Source organism: Rhodoferax sp. BAB1 (genome assembly GCF_013334205.1).
GTDB lineage: Bacteria > Pseudomonadota > Gammaproteobacteria > Burkholderiales > Burkholderiaceae_C > Hylemonella.
Genome location: NZ_CP054424.1, coordinates 3,489,586 through 3,507,571, shown reverse-complemented (window position 1 = coordinate 3,507,571; position 17,986 = coordinate 3,489,586). Strand labels below are relative to the sequence as shown.

18 protein-coding genes are annotated in these 17,986 nt (G+C 62.6%); 4 read left to right on the top strand and 14 right to left on the bottom strand.

The features are described from left to right. From HTY51_RS17005 to sucC, 9 genes are all read right to left on the bottom strand, one after another. On the bottom strand, window positions 1-1,671 hold the full coding sequence (locus HTY51_RS17005) for a PglL family O-oligosaccharyltransferase (protein ID WP_174253838.1): 1,671 nt from the start codon (window positions 1,669-1,671) through the stop codon (window positions 1-3). 69 nt (window positions 1,672-1,740) lie between these two features. Then, complete coding sequence (locus HTY51_RS17000) at window positions 1,741-2,232, bottom strand: pilin (RefSeq protein WP_174253837.1); 492 nt, start codon at window positions 2,230-2,232, stop codon at window positions 1,741-1,743. 188 nt (window positions 2,233-2,420) lie between these two features. Further along, a complete protein-coding gene (locus tag HTY51_RS16995) occupies window positions 2,421-4,838 on the bottom strand; it encodes a GspE/PulE family protein (protein ID WP_174253836.1) in 2,418 nt (805 codons plus the stop codon). Next, the gene (locus HTY51_RS16990) at window positions 4,835-5,626 is read right to left on the bottom strand and encodes a 3',5'-cyclic-nucleotide phosphodiesterase (RefSeq protein ID WP_174253835.1); all 792 of its coding nucleotides are present in this window, start codon (window positions 5,624-5,626) and stop codon (window positions 4,835-4,837) included. Before HTY51_RS16990 ends, HTY51_RS16995 begins: the two co-directional genes overlap by 4 nt. A 74-nt stretch (window positions 5,627-5,700) precedes the next feature. Beyond that, the gene (locus HTY51_RS16985; protein ID WP_174253834.1) at window positions 5,701-6,330 is read right to left on the bottom strand and encodes an FHA domain-containing protein; all 630 of its coding nucleotides are present in this window, start codon (window positions 6,328-6,330) and stop codon (window positions 5,701-5,703) included. Between the two features lie 42 nt (window positions 6,331-6,372). Continuing rightward, window positions 6,373-7,158 (bottom strand): Stp1/IreP family PP2C-type Ser/Thr phosphatase, encoded by a 786-nt coding sequence (locus HTY51_RS16980; RefSeq protein ID WP_174254325.1) that lies wholly within the window; start codon window positions 7,156-7,158, stop codon window positions 6,373-6,375. 369 nt (window positions 7,159-7,527) lie between these two features. Further along, window positions 7,528-8,229 carry a TerC family protein gene (locus HTY51_RS16975; protein WP_174253833.1) on the bottom strand — a complete coding sequence of 234 codons (702 nt, stop codon included), beginning with the start codon at window positions 8,227-8,229 and terminating at the stop codon, window positions 7,528-7,530. A 151-nt stretch (window positions 8,230-8,380) separates the two neighbouring features. Beyond that, window positions 8,381-9,274, bottom strand: coding sequence for a succinate--CoA ligase subunit alpha (gene sucD, locus HTY51_RS16970; RefSeq protein ID WP_174253832.1), 894 nt, complete (start codon window positions 9,272-9,274; stop codon window positions 8,381-8,383). Window positions 9,275-9,285: 11 nt separating this feature from the next. After that, on the bottom strand, window positions 9,286-10,455 hold the full coding sequence (sucC, locus tag HTY51_RS16965; protein WP_174253831.1) for an ADP-forming succinate--CoA ligase subunit beta: 1,170 nt from the start codon (window positions 10,453-10,455) through the stop codon (window positions 9,286-9,288). A 161-nt stretch (window positions 10,456-10,616) separates the two neighbouring features. Between sucC and argC the strand changes: the two genes are divergently transcribed. Further along, on the top strand, window positions 10,617-11,549 hold the full coding sequence (argC, locus tag HTY51_RS16960) for an N-acetyl-gamma-glutamyl-phosphate reductase (RefSeq protein ID WP_174253830.1): 933 nt from the start codon (window positions 10,617-10,619) through the stop codon (window positions 11,547-11,549). Here the strand turns inward: argC and recX are convergent, their stop codons facing one another. Both recX and recA read right to left on the bottom strand, forming a co-directional pair. Continuing rightward, window positions 11,550-12,020, bottom strand: coding sequence for a recombination regulator RecX (recX, locus tag HTY51_RS16955; protein ID WP_254606918.1), 471 nt, complete (start codon window positions 12,018-12,020; stop codon window positions 11,550-11,552). A gap of 23 nt (window positions 12,021-12,043) precedes the next feature. Next, on the bottom strand, window positions 12,044-13,099 hold the full coding sequence (recA, locus tag HTY51_RS16950; RefSeq protein WP_174253829.1) for a recombinase RecA: 1,056 nt from the start codon (window positions 13,097-13,099) through the stop codon (window positions 12,044-12,046). 131 nt (window positions 13,100-13,230) lie between these two features. Here recA and HTY51_RS16945 point away from each other — a divergent pair, with 131 nt between their 5' ends. The 3 genes from HTY51_RS16945 to HTY51_RS16935 all read left to right on the top strand — a co-directional run bounded on the left by HTY51_RS16945 (window position 13,231) and on the right by HTY51_RS16935 (window position 15,951). Next, window positions 13,231-13,716: a MarR family winged helix-turn-helix transcriptional regulator gene (locus HTY51_RS16945; RefSeq protein ID WP_174253828.1), complete on the top strand. Its 486-nt coding sequence runs from the start codon at window positions 13,231-13,233 to the stop codon at window positions 13,714-13,716. Window positions 13,717-13,781: 65 nt separating this feature from the next. Then, complete coding sequence (locus HTY51_RS16940; protein ID WP_174253827.1) at window positions 13,782-14,453, top strand: response regulator transcription factor; 672 nt, start codon at window positions 13,782-13,784, stop codon at window positions 14,451-14,453. A 58-nt stretch (window positions 14,454-14,511) separates the two neighbouring features. Beyond that, window positions 14,512-15,951, top strand: coding sequence for a sensor histidine kinase (locus HTY51_RS16935; protein WP_174253826.1), 1,440 nt, complete (start codon window positions 14,512-14,514; stop codon window positions 15,949-15,951). A gap of 21 nt (window positions 15,952-15,972) precedes the next feature. Here HTY51_RS16935 and HTY51_RS16930 read toward each other — a convergent pair whose 3' ends face one another. Genes HTY51_RS16930 through HTY51_RS16920 form a run of 3 tightly spaced genes read right to left on the bottom strand, consistent with a single transcriptional unit; the run spans window position 15,973 to window position 17,950 of the window. Then, window positions 15,973-16,632 carry an SPOR domain-containing protein gene (locus HTY51_RS16930; protein ID WP_174253825.1) on the bottom strand — a complete coding sequence of 220 codons (660 nt, stop codon included), beginning with the start codon at window positions 16,630-16,632 and terminating at the stop codon, window positions 15,973-15,975. A gap of 14 nt (window positions 16,633-16,646) precedes the next feature. Then, window positions 16,647-17,405 carry a biotin--[acetyl-CoA-carboxylase] ligase gene (locus HTY51_RS16925; RefSeq protein ID WP_174253824.1) on the bottom strand — a complete coding sequence of 253 codons (759 nt, stop codon included), beginning with the start codon at window positions 17,403-17,405 and terminating at the stop codon, window positions 16,647-16,649. Window positions 17,406-17,416: 11 nt separating this feature from the next. Beyond that, window positions 17,417-17,950, bottom strand: a complete 534-nt coding sequence (locus HTY51_RS16920) for an SET domain-containing protein (protein WP_254606917.1) — start codon at window positions 17,948-17,950, stop codon at window positions 17,417-17,419. Between the last annotated feature and the right edge of the window lie 36 nt (window positions 17,951-17,986).

Here is a 17,986-nt window from a genome sequence, read left to right as displayed (position 1 = left end):
TCATGGAATCATCACGCGCTCGAGCTGGGGGTGCACCTCTCGCTGCAGACGCAGAAAGTCTTCCCGGACCGCAGCGTAGATTTTTTCCCCGAATAATCCTCTGATCAACTCCAGCTCTCTGGTTGCCTGCTCTGGTCGGCCATTCAATCCCAGGGCCAACGCATATTTAAAGTGAAGAGCTGTCCAGAAATATCTGTTGGATGCCTTTGCCAGCAGCTCTATCTCGGCCTCAGCCATGTTTGGCGTGGCCTTCAGCCGCAGCGCTCTCAACATCGTGCGAAGCTGATCTAATAATTTCAACTCTGGTACTTTGTAATCTGCCGGTGTTTCACCAAGCTTGCGATTTTCAAATCGTGCCACCCTGAAATCTTCTTCGGCTGCAACGTAGTCCAGGACCACTCCTGAGGCCAGCAGGGCATACGACGCCACGAATGCACCTGTCACAACCGCCGGTATGAAAACTCGACCCACCTTTGCCCCTTCCGTCCAGCGGTCCATCATGCCCAGGAGAACCCCTGCTGGAAACAAGAAATAGGCATAGGCCAACGGGAATTCCAACAAGGCATGGCATCCGATGGGCAATAAGCAAAATAGCGCCATGACCACTTTCGGCTCGTGGAGTCCTTTGCGGCGTTGCCAGACGATCAACGAGATCCAAGCGATCAAGAGCAATGTCAGCGGCAACCCTAACCAGATGGCCAGATCGAGCAAGTGGTTGTGTGTATAGGTAGCCTGCTCCTGGCCTGGGACTGTTAACGCCCCGACCTCCTGTGCACGTACCGTCTGTAGCCAGCCATAGCCCAGCCATGGAGATTCACTCAAGGCTGCCGCAAACTGCTGCCAAAGCAGTGGCCGCGTTCCAACCTGCAGAGCCTGCCCACCGATTGCTGCTTTGGCTGTGCCTTGCGCACCCCATTGAAACAGCAGGCTGAGAAACACAAATGCCAAACCCCACATGAACACCTGCCGGAAAGAAACCTGTCTCCAAGCCTTGGCTCCCCACCAAGCCGTGATCACCAGCATGACGACCACCAATAAGCCGGTGCGAGACTGCGTCAGAACGGCGGCCAGACTTTGCAGCCCGATCAACAGAAGGGCCAGTTCACCACTGACACGACGTCTTTCATAGAGTACCGCGGTTGCAATCACCCCAGTGAGCAGCAGCGTAGAGAGCTGATTGGGCTGCGCCAGATTGGCAATGGCGCGCGTGCTGTGTGCTGCCGACATCACCCAGGGCGCCCAGTCTCCCTCCAACTCGAACCACTGGACGAAGCACATCAAAGCGGAAACCGTCGCACCCGTTGCGAATGCCAGGACCAGGGTGTCGAAGGCCGTGAAATGGGTTTTCTCGCCTCCTTCCGCCCAGACATGGCCGAGCAGCCAGGCGAGTCCGAAACCGCCGACATAGAGCCACACCAGCCATAGGTCACCGGCGAATACCAGTTGGCCAAAGACATACTGTGCCAATGCTATCCCCATCAGTGCGAGGCTGGGAAAGAGACCTGCCGGCACCTGCCACCGCTGCAGTTTGCGGCGCCACACCATGATCAGTGCAGCCAGTATCAGTCCCAAAAAGACCGGAGCTTCGTTATGAAACGCCTGCCACGGCGGAAAGTGATCGGGAACCAGCCACCCCAAGCATAAAAGCGAGGCGAATATCAACACGGGCATGCTCAGATGTCTCCAAAACTAAAAAGGGCTCCGAAGAGCCCTTTGATTCATACCGTCACCTTAAGCAGTTCAAGGTAGGAACGTGCCCGTCGTGGTGATGGCCGTCGAGCGGCAGGAGCCGGGCAGATACTTGGCCGGCATGGTGCCGTTAGGACCGCACTCCCAAGCGCTCACTTGCGCCGAAGCATTCAGCGTCGGAGACAGCACAACGTAAGAGCCGGTAGCGGGGATGGACGGCGCCAGGCCGATCACGGTCACACGGATGTCGCCGCGGGCATTGGTTTGCACTGCGCCCACATACTTGGTCGGGCCGGTGCTGGCACCCGCCGCGAATTCACAGCCCCAGTTACCACCGGTCGGCAGCGAGGCTGCGGAATTCGATTGATAGACCTCGGTCACGCTGGTACGGCACTGCGACGCAGCCAGAACAACTTCCGAAACTTTGGCACGGATGGTGTAGTCCTGATAAGCCGGCAGGGCGACGGCGGCCAGAATACCGATGATCGCGACCACGATCATCAGTTCGATCAGGGTGAAACCCTTTTGCATTGCACGCTTCATATAAAGCTCCTTGGTTAAAGAAATGGATACAGCAGGGCTGTATGGTTCTTGTTTTGCAGTTTCCGTGCCAGCCTGAAACCGTGAACTAAGTTGTTGCTTTGGGGCGAATTCCCTGAGTTACGGCCAATTTCAGGTTCATTTCTGTCCACCCTCGGCTCCAGAATGACATTTTTGTCCGGCCAGCTTTGTCACTTGATGCAAACCTGGCGTACCTGTTTCAGATCGGTCACCCCCAGCATGATCTTTTCCATGCCGTCCATTTTCAGGGTCCTCATGCCGCTTTCCACGGCGGCGGCGAAGATTTCGGCCACGCGGGCGCGCTCCTGCACCAGCTTCTTGATGTGGTCATCGGCGATCAGCAGTTCGTGCAGGCCCAAGCGGCCCTTGTAGCCGGTCTTGTTGCACTTGTCGCAGCCGACCGGCTTGTAGAAGCGCAGCTTGCCGTCTTCGCCGTAGTTGACCACCCATTCCTCATAGAGTTTCTGGGCTTCGCCGCTGAAATCGGCCTTCCAGGCCTTGGTGTTACGCAATTCCTGGGCGTACTCGGAGATGAAGCTGTTGACCTCCGATGTGCCGGGGGTGTAGGGCTCCTTGCAGTCACAAAGCTTCTTGGCCAGACGCTGGGCCAGGATGCCCAGCAGCGCATCGGCAAAGTTGAACGGGTCCATGCCCATGTCCAGCAGACGCGTGATGGACTCGGGCGCGGAGTTGGTGTGCAGGGTGGAAAACACCAGGTGACCCGTCAGCGAGGCTTCCACGCCCATGGACACGGTTTCCTTGTCGCGCGACTCGCCGACCATGATGATGTCCGGGTCGGCACGCAGGAAGGCGCGCATGATCAAGGCGAAGTCGATGCCGGCTTTCTTGTTGATCTGCACCTGGCGCAGGCCCTTTTGCGTGATTTCCACCGGGTCCTCTGCCGTCCAGATCTTGGTATCGGGCGTGTTGAGGAATTTCAGGATGGAATGCAGGGTGGTGGTCTTGCCGGAGCCGGTCGGGCCGCAGACATAAAACAGGCCGTAGGGCTTGCTGACGGTGGATTCCAGCCGTTCACGATTGTGCGAAGTCAGGCCCAGTTTTTCCAGCGGGATCGGTTCGCCCGCGGCCAGGATACGCATCACCACGTCTTCGACACCCCCAGCCGACGGGATGGTCGCCACCCGTAGCTCGATGTCTAGCGGGCCATATTTCTTGAACTTGATCTTGCCGTCCTGCGGCTTGCGGCGCTCTGAAATATCGAGGTCGCACATGATCTTCAGGCGCGTGACCATGGCCTGGCGGAAATGCGCCGGCACTTCAATGTAGGGCATCAGGGTGCCGTCGATGCGGAAGCGGATACCGGTCTTGAGCTTGCCCGGCATGGGCTCGATGTGGATGTCCGAGGCCTTCTGCTGGTACGCCTCGATGATGATCTTGTTGACAAACTTGACCAGTTCATTGTCGGCCGCGGCCGACTCCAGCGAATCGTCGTTGCTTCCCTCGTCATCGAGCGGGCCGCCCATGTCGGCCAGCAGCTGGTCGATCGAGGTGCCATCGGCTATGGCACCAAAGAGCTGGGCCAACGTCTGCTCGAATTCGGTCTGCGTGGTGACGCGGTAGGAAAACTTGTTGATGCGCGAGAACACTTGCGGCACCACCCGCGCACCGCGCGTGGCCTCAGGGTCCAGGCACATGATGACCAGGCCTTCAGGTGACTCTTCCAGCGGAATCCAGCCCTGGCCTTCGGCAAATTCACGCTTGAGTGAGCCATGCAGCATTTCGGAGCGGATACGCCCGGCATTGAAGGGTTCGTAAGGCACGCCGAAAAACCTGGCCAGCGACGGGCCGACCTGGGCCGGCGTGATCTGGTGCCGGCTCAGCAGCAGATGCTCGACCGGCTGGCCCTCGTTACGCGCCTCCTGTACGCAGTCTTGCAGCTGCGTGCCCGTCAAGAAGCCATCGGCCACGAGGCCGTCGTATTTGGTCGCCCGGATACGCTGCGGCTCATCCGCCTTCTGCAGGCGCTGACGGATGGCCGTGGCCAGTGTCTTGGAAAGCTGGATGACGCCCTTGATATCCAGTTCGCTGAACGACTGGTCGGCCTTGTTGTTGATAACCTGGAGCACCCCGTACAGGTTGCCGCCCTCGAGGATGGGCGACACCAGCATCTGCTTGGTGCGGTAGCCTGAGCGCTTGTCGACTTCCTTGAGGAAAGTCAGTGACGGATGGATCTGCTTGAGCGCCTCCTCGTCGTAGACATCGGCCAGATTCAGCAGCTTGCGGCTGAAAGCCACATACCCTGCAATGCTCTGCGGGCTGATGGGCAGCTTCAACTCGCGGCTGCTGGTCAGGCCGGTTTTGATCTTGGAAACGATCGATGTTTCATCATCGCTGATCGCATACAGCGTGAGTCGATCCGCATTGAAGAGCTTGCAGATCTCGGGGCTGACCTCCAGCATGATCTGCTCCACGTTTTCGGTCTCGTGGATACGCAGGACCACCTGCTTGAGCTGACGCACAAACAGCGCCTCGAAGGATTTGTCCTGCTTGTCCGAAGGCTGCTGCGAATCCGGAAAGGGCGGATCAGACGGGATGCCACCGCCCGGGGGTTTCATGACAGCACTCATAGGTCAAACTCCTGCCCTGCCTGCAGCCAGCGTATGTCATGCGCCGCCTGTCTGGCGCTGGGGCGATGGCCTTCCAACTTGCGGATTTCGGACATGATCAACTCGGTTTCTGCAGGTTTGGTATGTGTGATGTAGATCGGGTAGTTTTTATCGGCGGCGATGCAATCCAGCTCCTGGGCCAGCACCGCGGGTGAGAGGTGCTGGCTCATTTCGGCCAACTGGCTCTCGCGGCTGCTGAAGGCCGTTTCGATCACCAGCATGTCGACGTCCAGCTGGTTGACCCTGCGCCAGAAGGCCGGGTTGGGGCCTGTGTCACCGGAGAACACCCAACAGGCCCGCTCCGCCATCACGGCAAAACCCACGGCTGGCACCGTATGCACCGCGGGCAGCACCTCGATATGCTTGTTGCCGATGTCCAGCACCTGCCCCTGCCGGATTTCCTCGAAGCGGATGAACGGCATATCCACGGTGGGCAGGCGTGTGAAATCCGGCCAGATGACATCATTGAAAATATGCGCCTTCAAGGCTTCGATGGTGCCGGCCAGTGCATGCACCCGGACCGGGTGGCTGCGGCGCGTTGCGATCGCGTCGAGCATGAGGGGCAGGGCGGCCACATGGTCCAGATGGGCATGGGTGAGCAGCACATGGTCGATGGCCAGCATTTCGTCCAGGGTCAGGTCACCGACTCCGGTTCCCGCATCCACGAGCACATCGCCATCGATCAGAAAGGACGTGGTGCGGCATTCCCTGGCAATTGCGCCTGAGCAGCCCAACACACGCACCTTCATGCCCACTCCTTAGTCTGCCTGCGCCAGACGCAGGCCTGCAGGTTCGCACGGGGCCCAACAGCCCCGCGGCAGACTCAATTCTGGATGAATTGCATTTTCGTGCCCGCCAGTTCGATCATGTCACCACTCTTGAGCGCCACGGGTTCGTTCCCTATCGGTGCGCCATTGAGTAGCGGAATGCCCGAGCCCTCGACATGGGCCACGACATAACCCTGGGATCGACGTGAAATCGACGCCACGGCCACCCCCGGCTTGCCCACCGTCGTGACCGCCTTGGTCAGGGGAACTTCGCGACCGGAGGCCGTCCCCGAGAGTACTCGCAATGCGCCATTCAGGTTGCCGCCTTCCGCGGCCGGTGACGCCCCCGGGGTTTCTCCCGGCTTGAACAGCATGGTCTTGTCAAAGTCCGGTGCCTCGACCTCGTTGACGAACTTGATCTTGTACTTGCCGACCTCGATGGTGTCGCCGTTTTGCAGCGCCTGCTTCTTGACGGCCTTGCCATTGACATATGTGCCATTGGTGCTGTTGAGGTCTTCCAGCATGACCTCATTACCCGTCATCTGAAGTGCAGCATGTTCGCCACTGACTGCCAGATTGTCGATCACCACGTCGTTGTATGGTCGCCTCCCCAGGGTCGTGCGCTCTTTGGTCAACTGCACTTCCTTGATGACAACACCGTCGATCGATACGATCATTTTCGGCATGCCCGACTCCTATTCCTGTTGCTTGTTATCAATATACCTTCGTTATTTTCCCAGCAATCTGGCCATTAGACCGCGCTTTTCAGCGCCCGCCTCGGCCTGGATAAGCAGGACCGTGATATTGTCCCGGCCGCCATGCGCGTTGGCCGTGTCGACCAGTGTTTTCGCTCGCAACTCCGGGGACAGGGGCATTTGCAGGATTTTCGCAATGTCCTGGTCTCTGACCATATCGGAAAGGCCGTCGGAACACATCAGGTAAACGTCGCCGGGCTCGACAACGTGTTCGTGCACTTCCAGCAGCACGGCGTCGTCCACCCCGAGGGCACGTGTCACCAGATTCTTGTTCATCGACAGGGCCGCCTGCTCGGGCGTCAGCAGGCCCGCGTCGATCTGCTCCTGCAGCAGCGAATGGTCCCGGGTGATCTGGACCAGTTCACCTTGGCGCAACCGGTAGCAACGTGAATCGCCGATATGCCCGACCACCAGGTCGGCACCACGGAACACGCCGGCCACCAGGGTGGTCCCCATGCCCGAGTAGTGCGCATTCGCATGGGCGGCCCGAAAAACAGCCGCATTGGCATTGCCCACGCAGATTTCGAGCGCCCGGCGGATATCCTGCACCGTCGCGACCTCGGCGGATTCGGCGAGCCAACGGCTCATCTCGGAATTGATGCTGGAAGTCGCCATGCTGCTGGCAACTTCGCCTGCGTTGTAGCCCCCCATGCCATCGGCCAGGACAGCCACCCCGGAGCCTTCGTCAAAGCCGACCGCGTCTTCGTTGTTTTCCCGCGTCAACCCGGAATCGGTCTGGGCAAAAAACCTGTAAATCATGGCATCTGTCGTCATGGCTCAATGATTTACCGCCGGGCTGACCCAACAGGCAAAGGCAAACCGGACGGCGACAGCACCATCGGCCGGAAGGGAATGCATGTGCAGGGGCACGGCAAACGTCGACCTCGCTTGCGATGGAGGCCGTCTGCTGGAGAGTAAAGTTGCCAATTCGTGCCTGTTCAAATCCGGGGTTACTCGTCAGGAGCCCCAACGAAAACAGCGTACCACGTACGCCATGCTAATTTTCAACGTTAGCAGAGCAGGCTTCAGCTAGCAAGGCAGTAATGCGCAGGGCCTTGTCGTTTTTATGCAAAACAACAAGGCCCGCTGACCGCCCGGAGTCAGCCGGGTATGAAACCTGACGGCAACTCAGGCATCAGCCGGAGCTTGCTTCTTCTGGGCGACCTTACCCGCGATCAGCACCAGCAGGGCACCGGCTATGCCGAAGGCATAGTTCCATACCTTTTCCTGGGGCAGGTAGTCCACCACAGCCGGATCGGTATGCGCCATGGTTCCGGCAATCCAGCCTAGCAGCATGCCGCCCAGGGTGATGATCATGGGGAAGCGATCCATCAGCTTGAGCACCAGCTGGCTGCCCCAGACGATGATGGGAATGCTGACCAGCAGGCCGAAGATCACCAGCGCCAGCTGGTGTTCTTCGCCAGCACCCTGGGCCGCACCGGCGATGGCGATCACGTTGTCCACGCTCATGACCAGGTCGGCCACGATCACGGTCTTGACGGCTCCCCAGAGCTTGTCACTGGCCTGGATGTTGCTGTGCTCGTCCTCGTCTTCGGGGATCAGCAGCTTGACACCGATCCAGATCAGCAGGGCGGCACCCACCAGCTTCAGATAAGGCACCTGCAGCAAGGTCAGGGCAAAGGCGATCAGGATCACCCGCAGGATGATGGCGCCCGCCGTACCCCACAAGATACCTTTGGTGCGCTGCTGCGGGGGCAGGGAGCGGCAAGCCAGGGCAATCACCACGGCATTGTCACCACCAAGCAGGATGTCGATCAGGATGATCTGCCCTACGGCAACCCAGAAATGGGCGGTCAGAAATGCTTCCACGGCTGTCTCTCTTTTTGATGGGCAGCGCAAGAGCGCGCCTGGGTTTAAATGAACAAGCCCGATTGTCCAAGTGGACCACCGGGCTTGATATTGTGGAAAACCGCAATTCTTGACCGCGCTCAATGAAACGTGGTCGGCGGAGTTCCCCGGATCAGAGCAGGGCTTTCAGCAGCCTGGCCATCTCGGAAGGGTTGCGCGTGATCTTGAAGCCACACTCTTCCATCACGGCGAGCTTGGCGTCAGCCGTGTCGGCACCGCCGGAAATCAGGGCACCGGCGTGGCCCATGCGCTTGCCGGGTGGCGCCGTGACACCGGCAATGAAGCCGACCACGGGTTTTTTCATGTTGGCCTTGCACCAGCGCGCGGCTTCCGCCTCATCCGGGCCGCCGATCTCGCCGATCATGATGACGGCATCCGTATCCGGATCGTCGTTGAAGGCCTGCATCACGTCGATGTGCTTCAGACCGTTGATCGGGTCGCCGCCGATGCCCACGGCGCTGGACTGGCCCAGGCCGATTTCGGTCAGCTGCGCCACGGCTTCATAGGTCAGGGTGCCGGAACGCGAGACCACGCCGATGCGGCCCTTGCGGTGGATGTGGCCGGGCATGATGCCGATCTTGATCTCCTCGGGCGTGATCAGGCCGGGGCAGTTGGGACCCAGCAGCAGGGTCTTCTTGCCGCCTGCAGCTTCCTTGGCCTTCATCTTGTTGCGCACCATCAGCATGTCGCGCACCGGGATGCCTTCGGTGATACAGATGGCCAGGTCCAGGTCGGCCTCGACAGCTTCCCAGATGGCATCGGCAGCGCCAGCCGGCGGCACGTAGATCACGGAGACGGTGGCACCGGTCTGCTTGGCGGCTTCCTTGACGGAGGCGTAGATCGGGATGTTGAAGATGGACTCGCCCGCCTTCTTGGGGTTCACGCCCGCCACGAAGCAGTTCTTGCCGTTGGCGTACTCCTGGCACTTTTCCGTGTGGAACTGGCCGGTCTTGCCGGTGATGCCCTGGGTGATGACTTTTGTGTCTTTGTTGATGTAGATCGACATGACGGTTCCTTTTACTTGGCGGCCTGGACGGCAGCGACCACCTTCTGGGCGGCTTCGGCCATGGTGTCGGCGCTGATGATGGGCAGGCCGGACTCGGCCAGCATCTTCTTGCCCAGCTCTTCGTTGGTGCCCTTCATGCGCACGACCAGCGGCACGCTGAGGTTCACGGCACGGCAGGCCGTGATCACGCCGGTGGCGATGGTGTCGCACTTCATGATGCCGCCGAAGATGTTGACCAGGATGGCCTTGACCTTGTCGTTCTTGAGCATGATCTTGAAGGCTTCGGTCACCTTCTCGGGGGTGGCGCCGCCACCCACGTCCAGGAAGTTGGCCGGCTCGGCGCCGAACAGCTTGATGGTGTCCATGGTGGCCATGGCCAGGCCGGCACCGTTCACCAGGCAGCCGATATTGCCGTCCAGGGAGATGTAGGCCAGGTCGAACTTGGAAGCTTCGATTTCAGCCGGGTCTTCCTCGTCCAGATCACGGAAGGCCACGATCTCGGGGTGGCGGAACAGGGCATTGGCGTCGAAGTTGAACTTGGCGTCCAGGGCGATGACATTGCCCTTGCCGTCACGGTTGAGCGGGTTGATCTCGACCAGAGAGGCATCGGTGTCCATGTAGCACTTGTAGAGCTTCTGGCAGATGTCGATGAACTGGGCTTGCGAGTCGGCCGGCATGCCCACGCCCTTGGCCAATTCCTGGCCTTGCGCCTGGCTCAGGCCGGTGAGCGGGTCGACGAAGACCTTGACGATCTTCTCGGGCGTGGCATGCGCCACTTCCTCGATGTCCATGCCACCCTCGCTGGACGCGATGAAGGCCACCTTCTGCGTGCCGCGGTCGGTCACCACGGACAGGTAATATTCCTTCTGGATGTCGGCCCCGTCCTCGATATAAAGGCGGCGCACCTTCTGGCCCTCGGGGCCGGTCTGGTGGGTCTTGAGCTGCATGCCCAGGATCTCGCCAGCCAGGCGCTTGACGTCGTCGATGGACTTGGCCACCTTGACGCCACCGCCCTTGCCACGGCCACCGGCATGGATCTGTGCCTTGACGACCCAGACCGGGCCGCCGAGCTTCTGGGCAGCCTCGACCGCCTCCTGGACTGTGAAGGCCGGAATGCCGCGCGGCACAGGCACACCAAACTGACGCAAGATTTCCTTGCCTTGGTACTCGTGGATCTTCATGAGGGCTCTCTCAGGAAATGGATTTCTGTCCGACCACGGAACCGGTGTGTCCCGTAGCTGGTGCTGGATTTAGCACAGCCTTGGAATGTATCATGTTGCTCTGCACAAAATCGGTGCGATCCGACCCGGCCCCAGAAAATCAGTCCAGCAAGGCATACGCCATGTCCGCCAAGAAAATCTTCATCGACGGGGAGGCCGGCACCACCGGTCTGCAGATCCGTGAGCGCCTGCTGGCCATGCCGCAGATCGAATTGCTGAGCATCGCCCCCGAGCGCCGCAAGGATCCGGCGGCCAAACGCGATCTGCTGGCGGGTGCCGACCTCGTCATCCTCTGCCTGCACGACGAGGCGGCCGTCGAGACCGTGGCCCTGGTCGACGCACTTGAAAAAGCCTCGGGCCGTCCCGGCCCCAAGATCATTGACGCGTCCACGGCGCACCGTGTGGCGCCGGGCTGGGTCTACGGCTTCCCCGAACTCACACGCACCCAGGCGGCGTCGGTGGCCCAGGCCCGGCGGGTGGCCAACCCGGGCTGTTATCCCACGGGGGGTATTGCCCTGCTGCGCCCCCTGGTCGACGCCGGCCTGCTGCCCGCCGACTATCCGGTCGTGCTGTCCGGCTACTCCGGCTACTCCGGGGGCGGCCGTCAGATGATCGAAGCCTACGAGGTGACCAAGACCGCGCCCCCGCTGGAGGTCTATGGCCTGGGTCTGACGCACAAACACCTGCCTGAACTGCAGCTGTACAGCGGACTGACTCGCCGGCCCATCTTCGTGCCGGCGGTCGGCAATTTCTACGCCGGCATGATCGACCAGATCGGCTTGCAGTTCGACCTGATGAAGGGTGTCACGCGTACCCAGCAGCTGGAAGACGTACTGCGCGCACATTACGCCGGCAGCGAGTGGGTGAGCGTGGTGCCGCCAGCCGCGGGGGGCCGCCTGGAGCCGACCGCGCTCAACGGCACGAACAAGATGGAACTCAGTGTCTACGGCAACGACAGCCTGGGCCAGGCTGTGCTGATCGCGCGCCTGGACAACCTGGGCAAGGGTGCCAGCGGCGCTGCGGTGCAGAACCTCCAGTTGATGCTGGGTCTGTAATCAGGCTTCTTTGTCGGCCGGATCACCGCCCAGCACACGGCGCACCACCTCACCGCTGAATCCGCGTGCCAGCAAGAACCGTGTCTGGCGCGCCCGCTCCTGCGGCGTCTGCGGCAGGGTCTCGAACTTTCTCTGCCAGACGGCACGCGCACGCGCCAGTTCGCTGTCCTTGAGCCCGGACAGGGCCTGCGCGATCAATTCGCTGTCCAGTCCCTTGTCCTGCAACTCCTGACGAATGCGCGTCGCCCCCAGCCGGCTGGCGCGCCGGTTCAGCACCGACTCGGCGACCCGCTCCTCGCTGATGAAACCCCGGGCCTGCAGCTCGTCCAGGGCCAAGGCCAGCGTGCCAGGCTCCTCCTCATGGGGCTGGAGCTTGCGCTCGAGCTCGCGGCGCGAATGCTCGCGCTGGCTCAGCAGGCGCAAGGCCCGCCCCTTGAGCGTAGGCTGGAACGACAGCCGGGCGGTGGCCATGGCCCGCTTACCCGCCCTCGGCCTTACTCGGCGACGGCCTCCGCGGCCTCGTTGAGCAGCGGAATGCCCAGGGACTCGCGCACCTTGTTCTCGATCTCGTGCGCCAGCTCTGCGTTCTCGCGCAGGAACTCGCGCGCGTTGTCGCGGCCCTGCCCGATTTTCTCGCCGTTGTAGGCATACCAGGCGCCGGACTTCTCGATGATCTTGGCGTTGACGCCCATGTCGATGATCTCGCCCTCGCGGCTGATGCCCTCGCCGAACAGGATGTCGAACTCGGCCGTCTTGAAGGGGGGCGCCACCTTGTTCTTGACGATCTTGACCTTGGTCTCGTTGCCAATGGCGTCATCGCCCTTCTTGATGGTGCCGGTGCGGCGGATGTCGATGCGCACCGAGGCGTAGAACTTGAGCGCATTGCCGCCGGTGGTGGTCTCGGGGCTGCCGAACATCACGCCGATCTTCATGCGGATCTGGTTGATGAAGATCACCATGCAATTGGTCTTCTTGATGGTAGCGGTCAGCTTGCGCAGGGCCTGGCTCATCAGGCGCGCCTGCAGGCCGGGCAGGGAATCGCCCATCTCGCCTTCGATTTCGGCCTTGGGCGTCAGCGCCGCCACCGAGTCGATCACGATCAAGTCCACGGCACCGGAGCGCACCAGGCTGTCGACGATCTCGAGCGCCTGCTCGCCGGTGTCCGGCTGGGAGATCAGCAGGTCGGGCAGGTTGACGCCCAGTTTCTGCGCGTACTGCACATCCAGGGCGTGCTCGGCGTCAACGAAGGCGCAGGTGCCGCCGATCTTCTGCATCTCGGCGATGACCTGCAAGGTCAGCGTGGTCTTGCCCGACGATTCAGGGCCGTAGATCTCGACCACCCGGCCGCGCGGCAGGCCGCCCACGCCCAGGGCAATGTCCAGCCCCAAGGAGCCGGTGGAGACGACCTGGATGTCCTCGATCGCCTCGCCCTCGCCCAGACGCATGATGGTGCCCTTGCCGAACTGCTTCTCGATCTGGGCCAGCGCGGCCGCCAGGGCCTTGGCTTTTTCACTGTTGGCGACGCTGATGGATTTGCCGGATACGTCCATGATGACTCCTTGAGGGGGTTGATTTGTTATCCAGTGTTTTTAACCACAGGCTGGATGCTTGATCAGTAATTTATCTGTCTTGTACTTTCGAGTAAAGCCATAAATTAGTCATTTTGGTTTACTATTTAGCCATGACGGATGCCGCCACCTTTCCGGTCGACGACGGCTGGCGCCAGACCCATCTGGGGCGCCTGCTGGGCCACGCCATGCGCCGCTTCGACCAGCGCGTGCTGCAGCTGATGGCGCACGATGCCGAGGTGCCGCTGGCCCTGTCCAACCTGGCCGCACGCGGCCAGGTCAGCGCAGCCCACATCCACATCACGCGCCACCTGGCCGTGCAGGGTGCGCGACTCCAGGAACTCGCGGAATCGGCAGGCATGAGCAAGCAGGCCATGGGCAAACTGGTCGACCAGTGCGAGGCCTGGGGCCTGGTCACGCGCGAAGCCGATGGGCGTGATGGCCGCGCCAAGCTGGTGCGCTTCACGCCCACCGGACTGGCCTGGTTGCGCGGCTTCCAGCGGGCCGTGATCCAGGCCGAAGCCGAACTCAAGCAGGCCGTGAGCCCCGAAGTGGCCACCGTGATTGCCCTTGGGCTGGAGGCCTATGCGAGCGCCTAAAATTGCGACACAACAACACGCAAGCCGTTGACTGCGACTGACAGCCGGCTGCCCAGGAGACCAAGATGCGGATTCTGATCGCCGAAGATGACCAGGTGCTGGCCGATGGCCTGCTACGCACCCTGCGCAGCTCCGGCGCCGCCGTGAACCACGTGGCCAGCGGCACCGAGGCCGATGCGGCCCTGATGACCAACAGCGAGTTCGACCTGCTGATCCTGGACCTGGGCCTGCCCAAGCTGCACGGCCTGGAGGTGCTCAAGAAACTGCGCGCGCGCGGCTCCAGCCTGCCCGTGCTGATCCTCACGGCGGCCGACAGCGTGGACGAACGCGTCAAGGGCCTGGACTACGGCGCCGACGACTACATGGCCAAACCCTTCTCGCTGCAGGAACTGGAAGCGCGGGTGCGCGCCCTGGTGCGTCGCGGCATGGGCGGCACCAGCAGCCACATCAAGCACGGCCCGCTGGTCTACGACCAGACCGGCCGTGTGGCCACCATCGACGGCCGCATGGTCGAACTCTCGGCGCGTGAACTCGGCCTGCTGGAGGTGCTGCTGCAGCGCACCGGCCGCCTCGTCAGCAAGGACCAGCTGGTCGAGCGCCTGTGCGAATGGGGCGAAGAGGTGAGCAACAACGCCATCGAGGTCTACATCCACCGCCTGCGCAAGAAGATCGAGAAGGGGCCGATCCGAATCGCTACCGTGCGCGGGCTGGGTTACTGCCTGGAAAAGATCCAGTGACCATGGGTCCTGCGCGCGGCACCGGCCGGCATCGGCACCCGGCAGACAGGCCATGCCGATGAAGCTGTTCCAGCGCGAGCAGCGCTCGCTCTTCGGTGAGATCCTGGACTGGATGCTCACGCCGCTGCTGCTGCTGTGGCCGATCAGCCTGGTACTGACCTGGCTGGTGGCCCAGAGCATCGCCGGCAAGCCTTTCGATCGCACGCTCGAATACAACGTCAACGCCCTGGCCCAGCTGGTCACGGTCAACCAGCAGCACGTGCAGTTCAACCTGCCGCTGCCGGCACGGGAGCTGCTACGTGCCGACGACATCGACACGGTCTACTACCAGGTCCTGGGCCTGCACGGCGTTTATCTCAGCGGCGAACGGGACTTTCCCCTGCCGCCCGAGGACGAACCCGTGCTGGCCGGCACCGTGCGCCTGCGCGACGACGTGCTGCACGGCCAGGACATCCGTGTGGCCTATATGTGGGTGGCCCTGGATACACAGGCCACCAAAACAGCGCTGGTCCAGGTGGCCGAGACCCTGGACAAACGCTCGGTGCTGGCCGCCGAGATCATCAAGGGCGTGATGCTGCCGCAGTTCGTGACGCTGCCGCTGGCCGTGCTGCTGGTCTGGCTGGCGCTGGTGCAGGCCATCAAGCCGCTCAACCGCCTGGAAGAACGCATCCGGGCCCGGCGCCCGGATGACCTCAGCCCGCTGGACGCGCAGGCCGTGCCGCTGGAAGTGGCACCCCTGGTGTCCTCGGTCAACGACCTGCTGCTGCGCCTGAAGGACTCGATCGGCGCACAAAAGCGCTTCCTGGCCGATGCCGCGCACCAGCTCAAGACACCGCTGGCCGGCCTGCGCATGCAGGCCGACCTGGCCCAGCGCGAAGGCACCAGCACCGAGGAGCTCAAGCAGTCGCTGCGCCAGATCGGACGTGCCAGCATCCGCGCCACCCACACCGTCAACCAGCTGCTGGCGCTGGCCCGCGCCGAAGCCGGCACCACCGCCATGAGCCGCCAGCCCTGCGACCTGGCACGCATCACCATGGAAGTCGTGCAGGACAGCGTGCCGCGCGCCATGGACAAGCACATCGACCTGGGTTACGAAGGCGCCCAGCCGGGCATGCCCGGCGTGATGTTCGAAGGCAATCCGACCCTGCTCAAGGAACTCGTGCGCAACCTGCTGGACAACGCCATCAACTACACGCCGTCGACCATCGACAAGCCAGGGGTCATCACCGCACGGGTGCTGGCCGACCCTTTCGGCAAGATCATCGTGCTGCAGGTGGAAGACTCGGGGCCGGGCATCACCCTGGCGGAACGTGAGCTGGTGTTCCAGCCCTTTTACCGGGCCCTGGGCAATGACGTCGACGGCTCGGGCCTGGGCCTGCCGATCGCCCAGGAAATCGCCCAGCAGCACCACGCGCGCATCAGCGTGGAAGACACGCACCCCGGACAGACACCGCCCGGGGCGCGGTTCACGGTGCGCTTCGACCTGACGCCGGACTGAAGACCCGTCCGCGCGCCCGGATCAGCGGCAGCTGCGCAGCGTCTTGTCGCCCAATACCGGCTTGAGTTCTTCCAGCCTGGGCCGCAGGGCCTCGTCGGCGGCCGGGATGCGCAGCAGGCTTTGCCGGGTCTCGGGCCGCTCCTCGACCACACGCGCCGTGCGCACACCCCGACGCTGCAGCGTATTCAGCGAGGCCTGGGCCTGGGCCTGGGTCTCGAAACGCCCCAGCGACAGACCCAACTGCAGTTCGGGGTTGTCCAGAGGCTGTAGCTTCAACTTCATCTTGTCCAGTTCAGCGCGCTTTTTCTCCAGCGCCGCGGCATTGGGAAACTTGCCCATGTAAACGATCCAGCGAGCCGGCTCCACCGTCGTCTCCAGGGCCCAGGCTCCGACCGGCAAGGCGGTTTCCAGCACCTTGCGCACGGCCTCGGTCTGGGCCTCGTCGAACAGGCCGGCCTGCAGGCACTCCGGCGGCTTGGGCGGCGTCAGTGCCACCTGCTCGGCCCGGCGCGCCTCTTCGGTCGGCAGGATGCGGATGGCCTCGGGCCGGATCTGTTGCTGCAGACGCTGCGGCTCGCTCTGCTCGGCCGGGGCCCAGCCGTAGGCGCGCAGCATGCCATGCGACCAGGCGAAATAGCCCGCATTCAGGAGGACCAGCAGCAGGACGAGGAAGCGCAGCATGGTGAGGGGGGTCTTCAGTTCAGGGGGCGGACACTGACTTCGGCACTGGAGATTTTCTTCAGCCCGGCAGCAGTATGCACGAGCAGCGCGCCGCTGCCATCCACGCCCCGGGCCTGGCCGATGGTCCCGTCGCTCAAGGTCACCTCGCGGCCGGCCAGCACATCCCTGGCTGCATAAGCGGACTGGAAGGGTGCCCAGCCCTGGACCTCGAAACGCTGCACGGCCTGAACCAGGGGCGCGGCCACCTGCAGCAGGGCCTGCGGCGCGTCGGTGCCGGGCACCAGCTCCTGCAGCCAGGCCGGTGCCGTGGCCAACCCGGTCGCGTCCCGCGGCGTGATGTTGATCCCCACGCCAATGACCGCGTAGCGCGCCGTGTCGATCTGGGTGGTCTCGATCAGGATGCCGGCCAGCTTGCGGTCGGCCAGCCAGACATCGTTGGGCCACTTGAGCCGCAGGTCCGGGTGCAGGCTCTGCACCACACTCAGGCCCACGGCCAGCGACAGGCCGGACCAGTCAGCCATCTGCAGGGGCAGGCCCAGGGAGAAGGTCAGCACGTCCCCGGGCTGTGCGCCGCTGCTCCAGGGCCGCCCGAGGCGGCCGCGGCCGGCGGTCTGCGCTTCGGCCACCAGCAGCACCGGCTCCAGCCGGCCGGCACGGGCGCGGCGCATCAGCTCGGTGCTGGTGGAATCCACCTGCGGCAGCACCTCGACCGTGAAACCGGGCAGGGTGGGCGCCACCGCTTCCCAGATCGCTTCGGCCGGCCAACGCAGCATGGCGAACTCCTTCAGCGCTTGTCGCTCTTGGACTTGTTTTTCTTCTTGGACTTCTTCGATTTCTTGGGCTTGTCGTCGTCCTTCGGTGCCAGCAGCGTGCCGCGGCAGAGCTTGCTGCCGCACCAGCAGGGGTATTCCGCCTTGAGCTTCTTGGTGTAGGGCTCGTCGATGATGAGGCCGTAATCGTAGTTGAGCTCCTCCCCCGCCTTGATCTTGCGCAGCGACTTGATGAAGACGCGGCCCTCTTCCTCGTCGGCCTCGCAGTTGGGCTCACAGGAGTGGTTGATCCAGCGCGAGGAGTTGCCGCCCACCTTGGCGTCGATGACGTGATCTTCATCGACGTGGAAGTAGAAGGTGTGGTTGGGATCCTTGGGGTCGTGGGGGTGGCGGCGCAGCGCCTCCTTCCAGTTGATGATCTCGCCCACGTACTCGATGAGGGTTTCGCCCTTGGGGATGTCCTGGACGGCAAAGACCCCCTTGCCATGGACGCCGGAGCGGCGGGTCTGGATACGGCGGCCGGACTCGGAAACGGAATTCTTGGACACTGCTGAAAAATTTGGTAAGGTGAACTCGTATGGGCG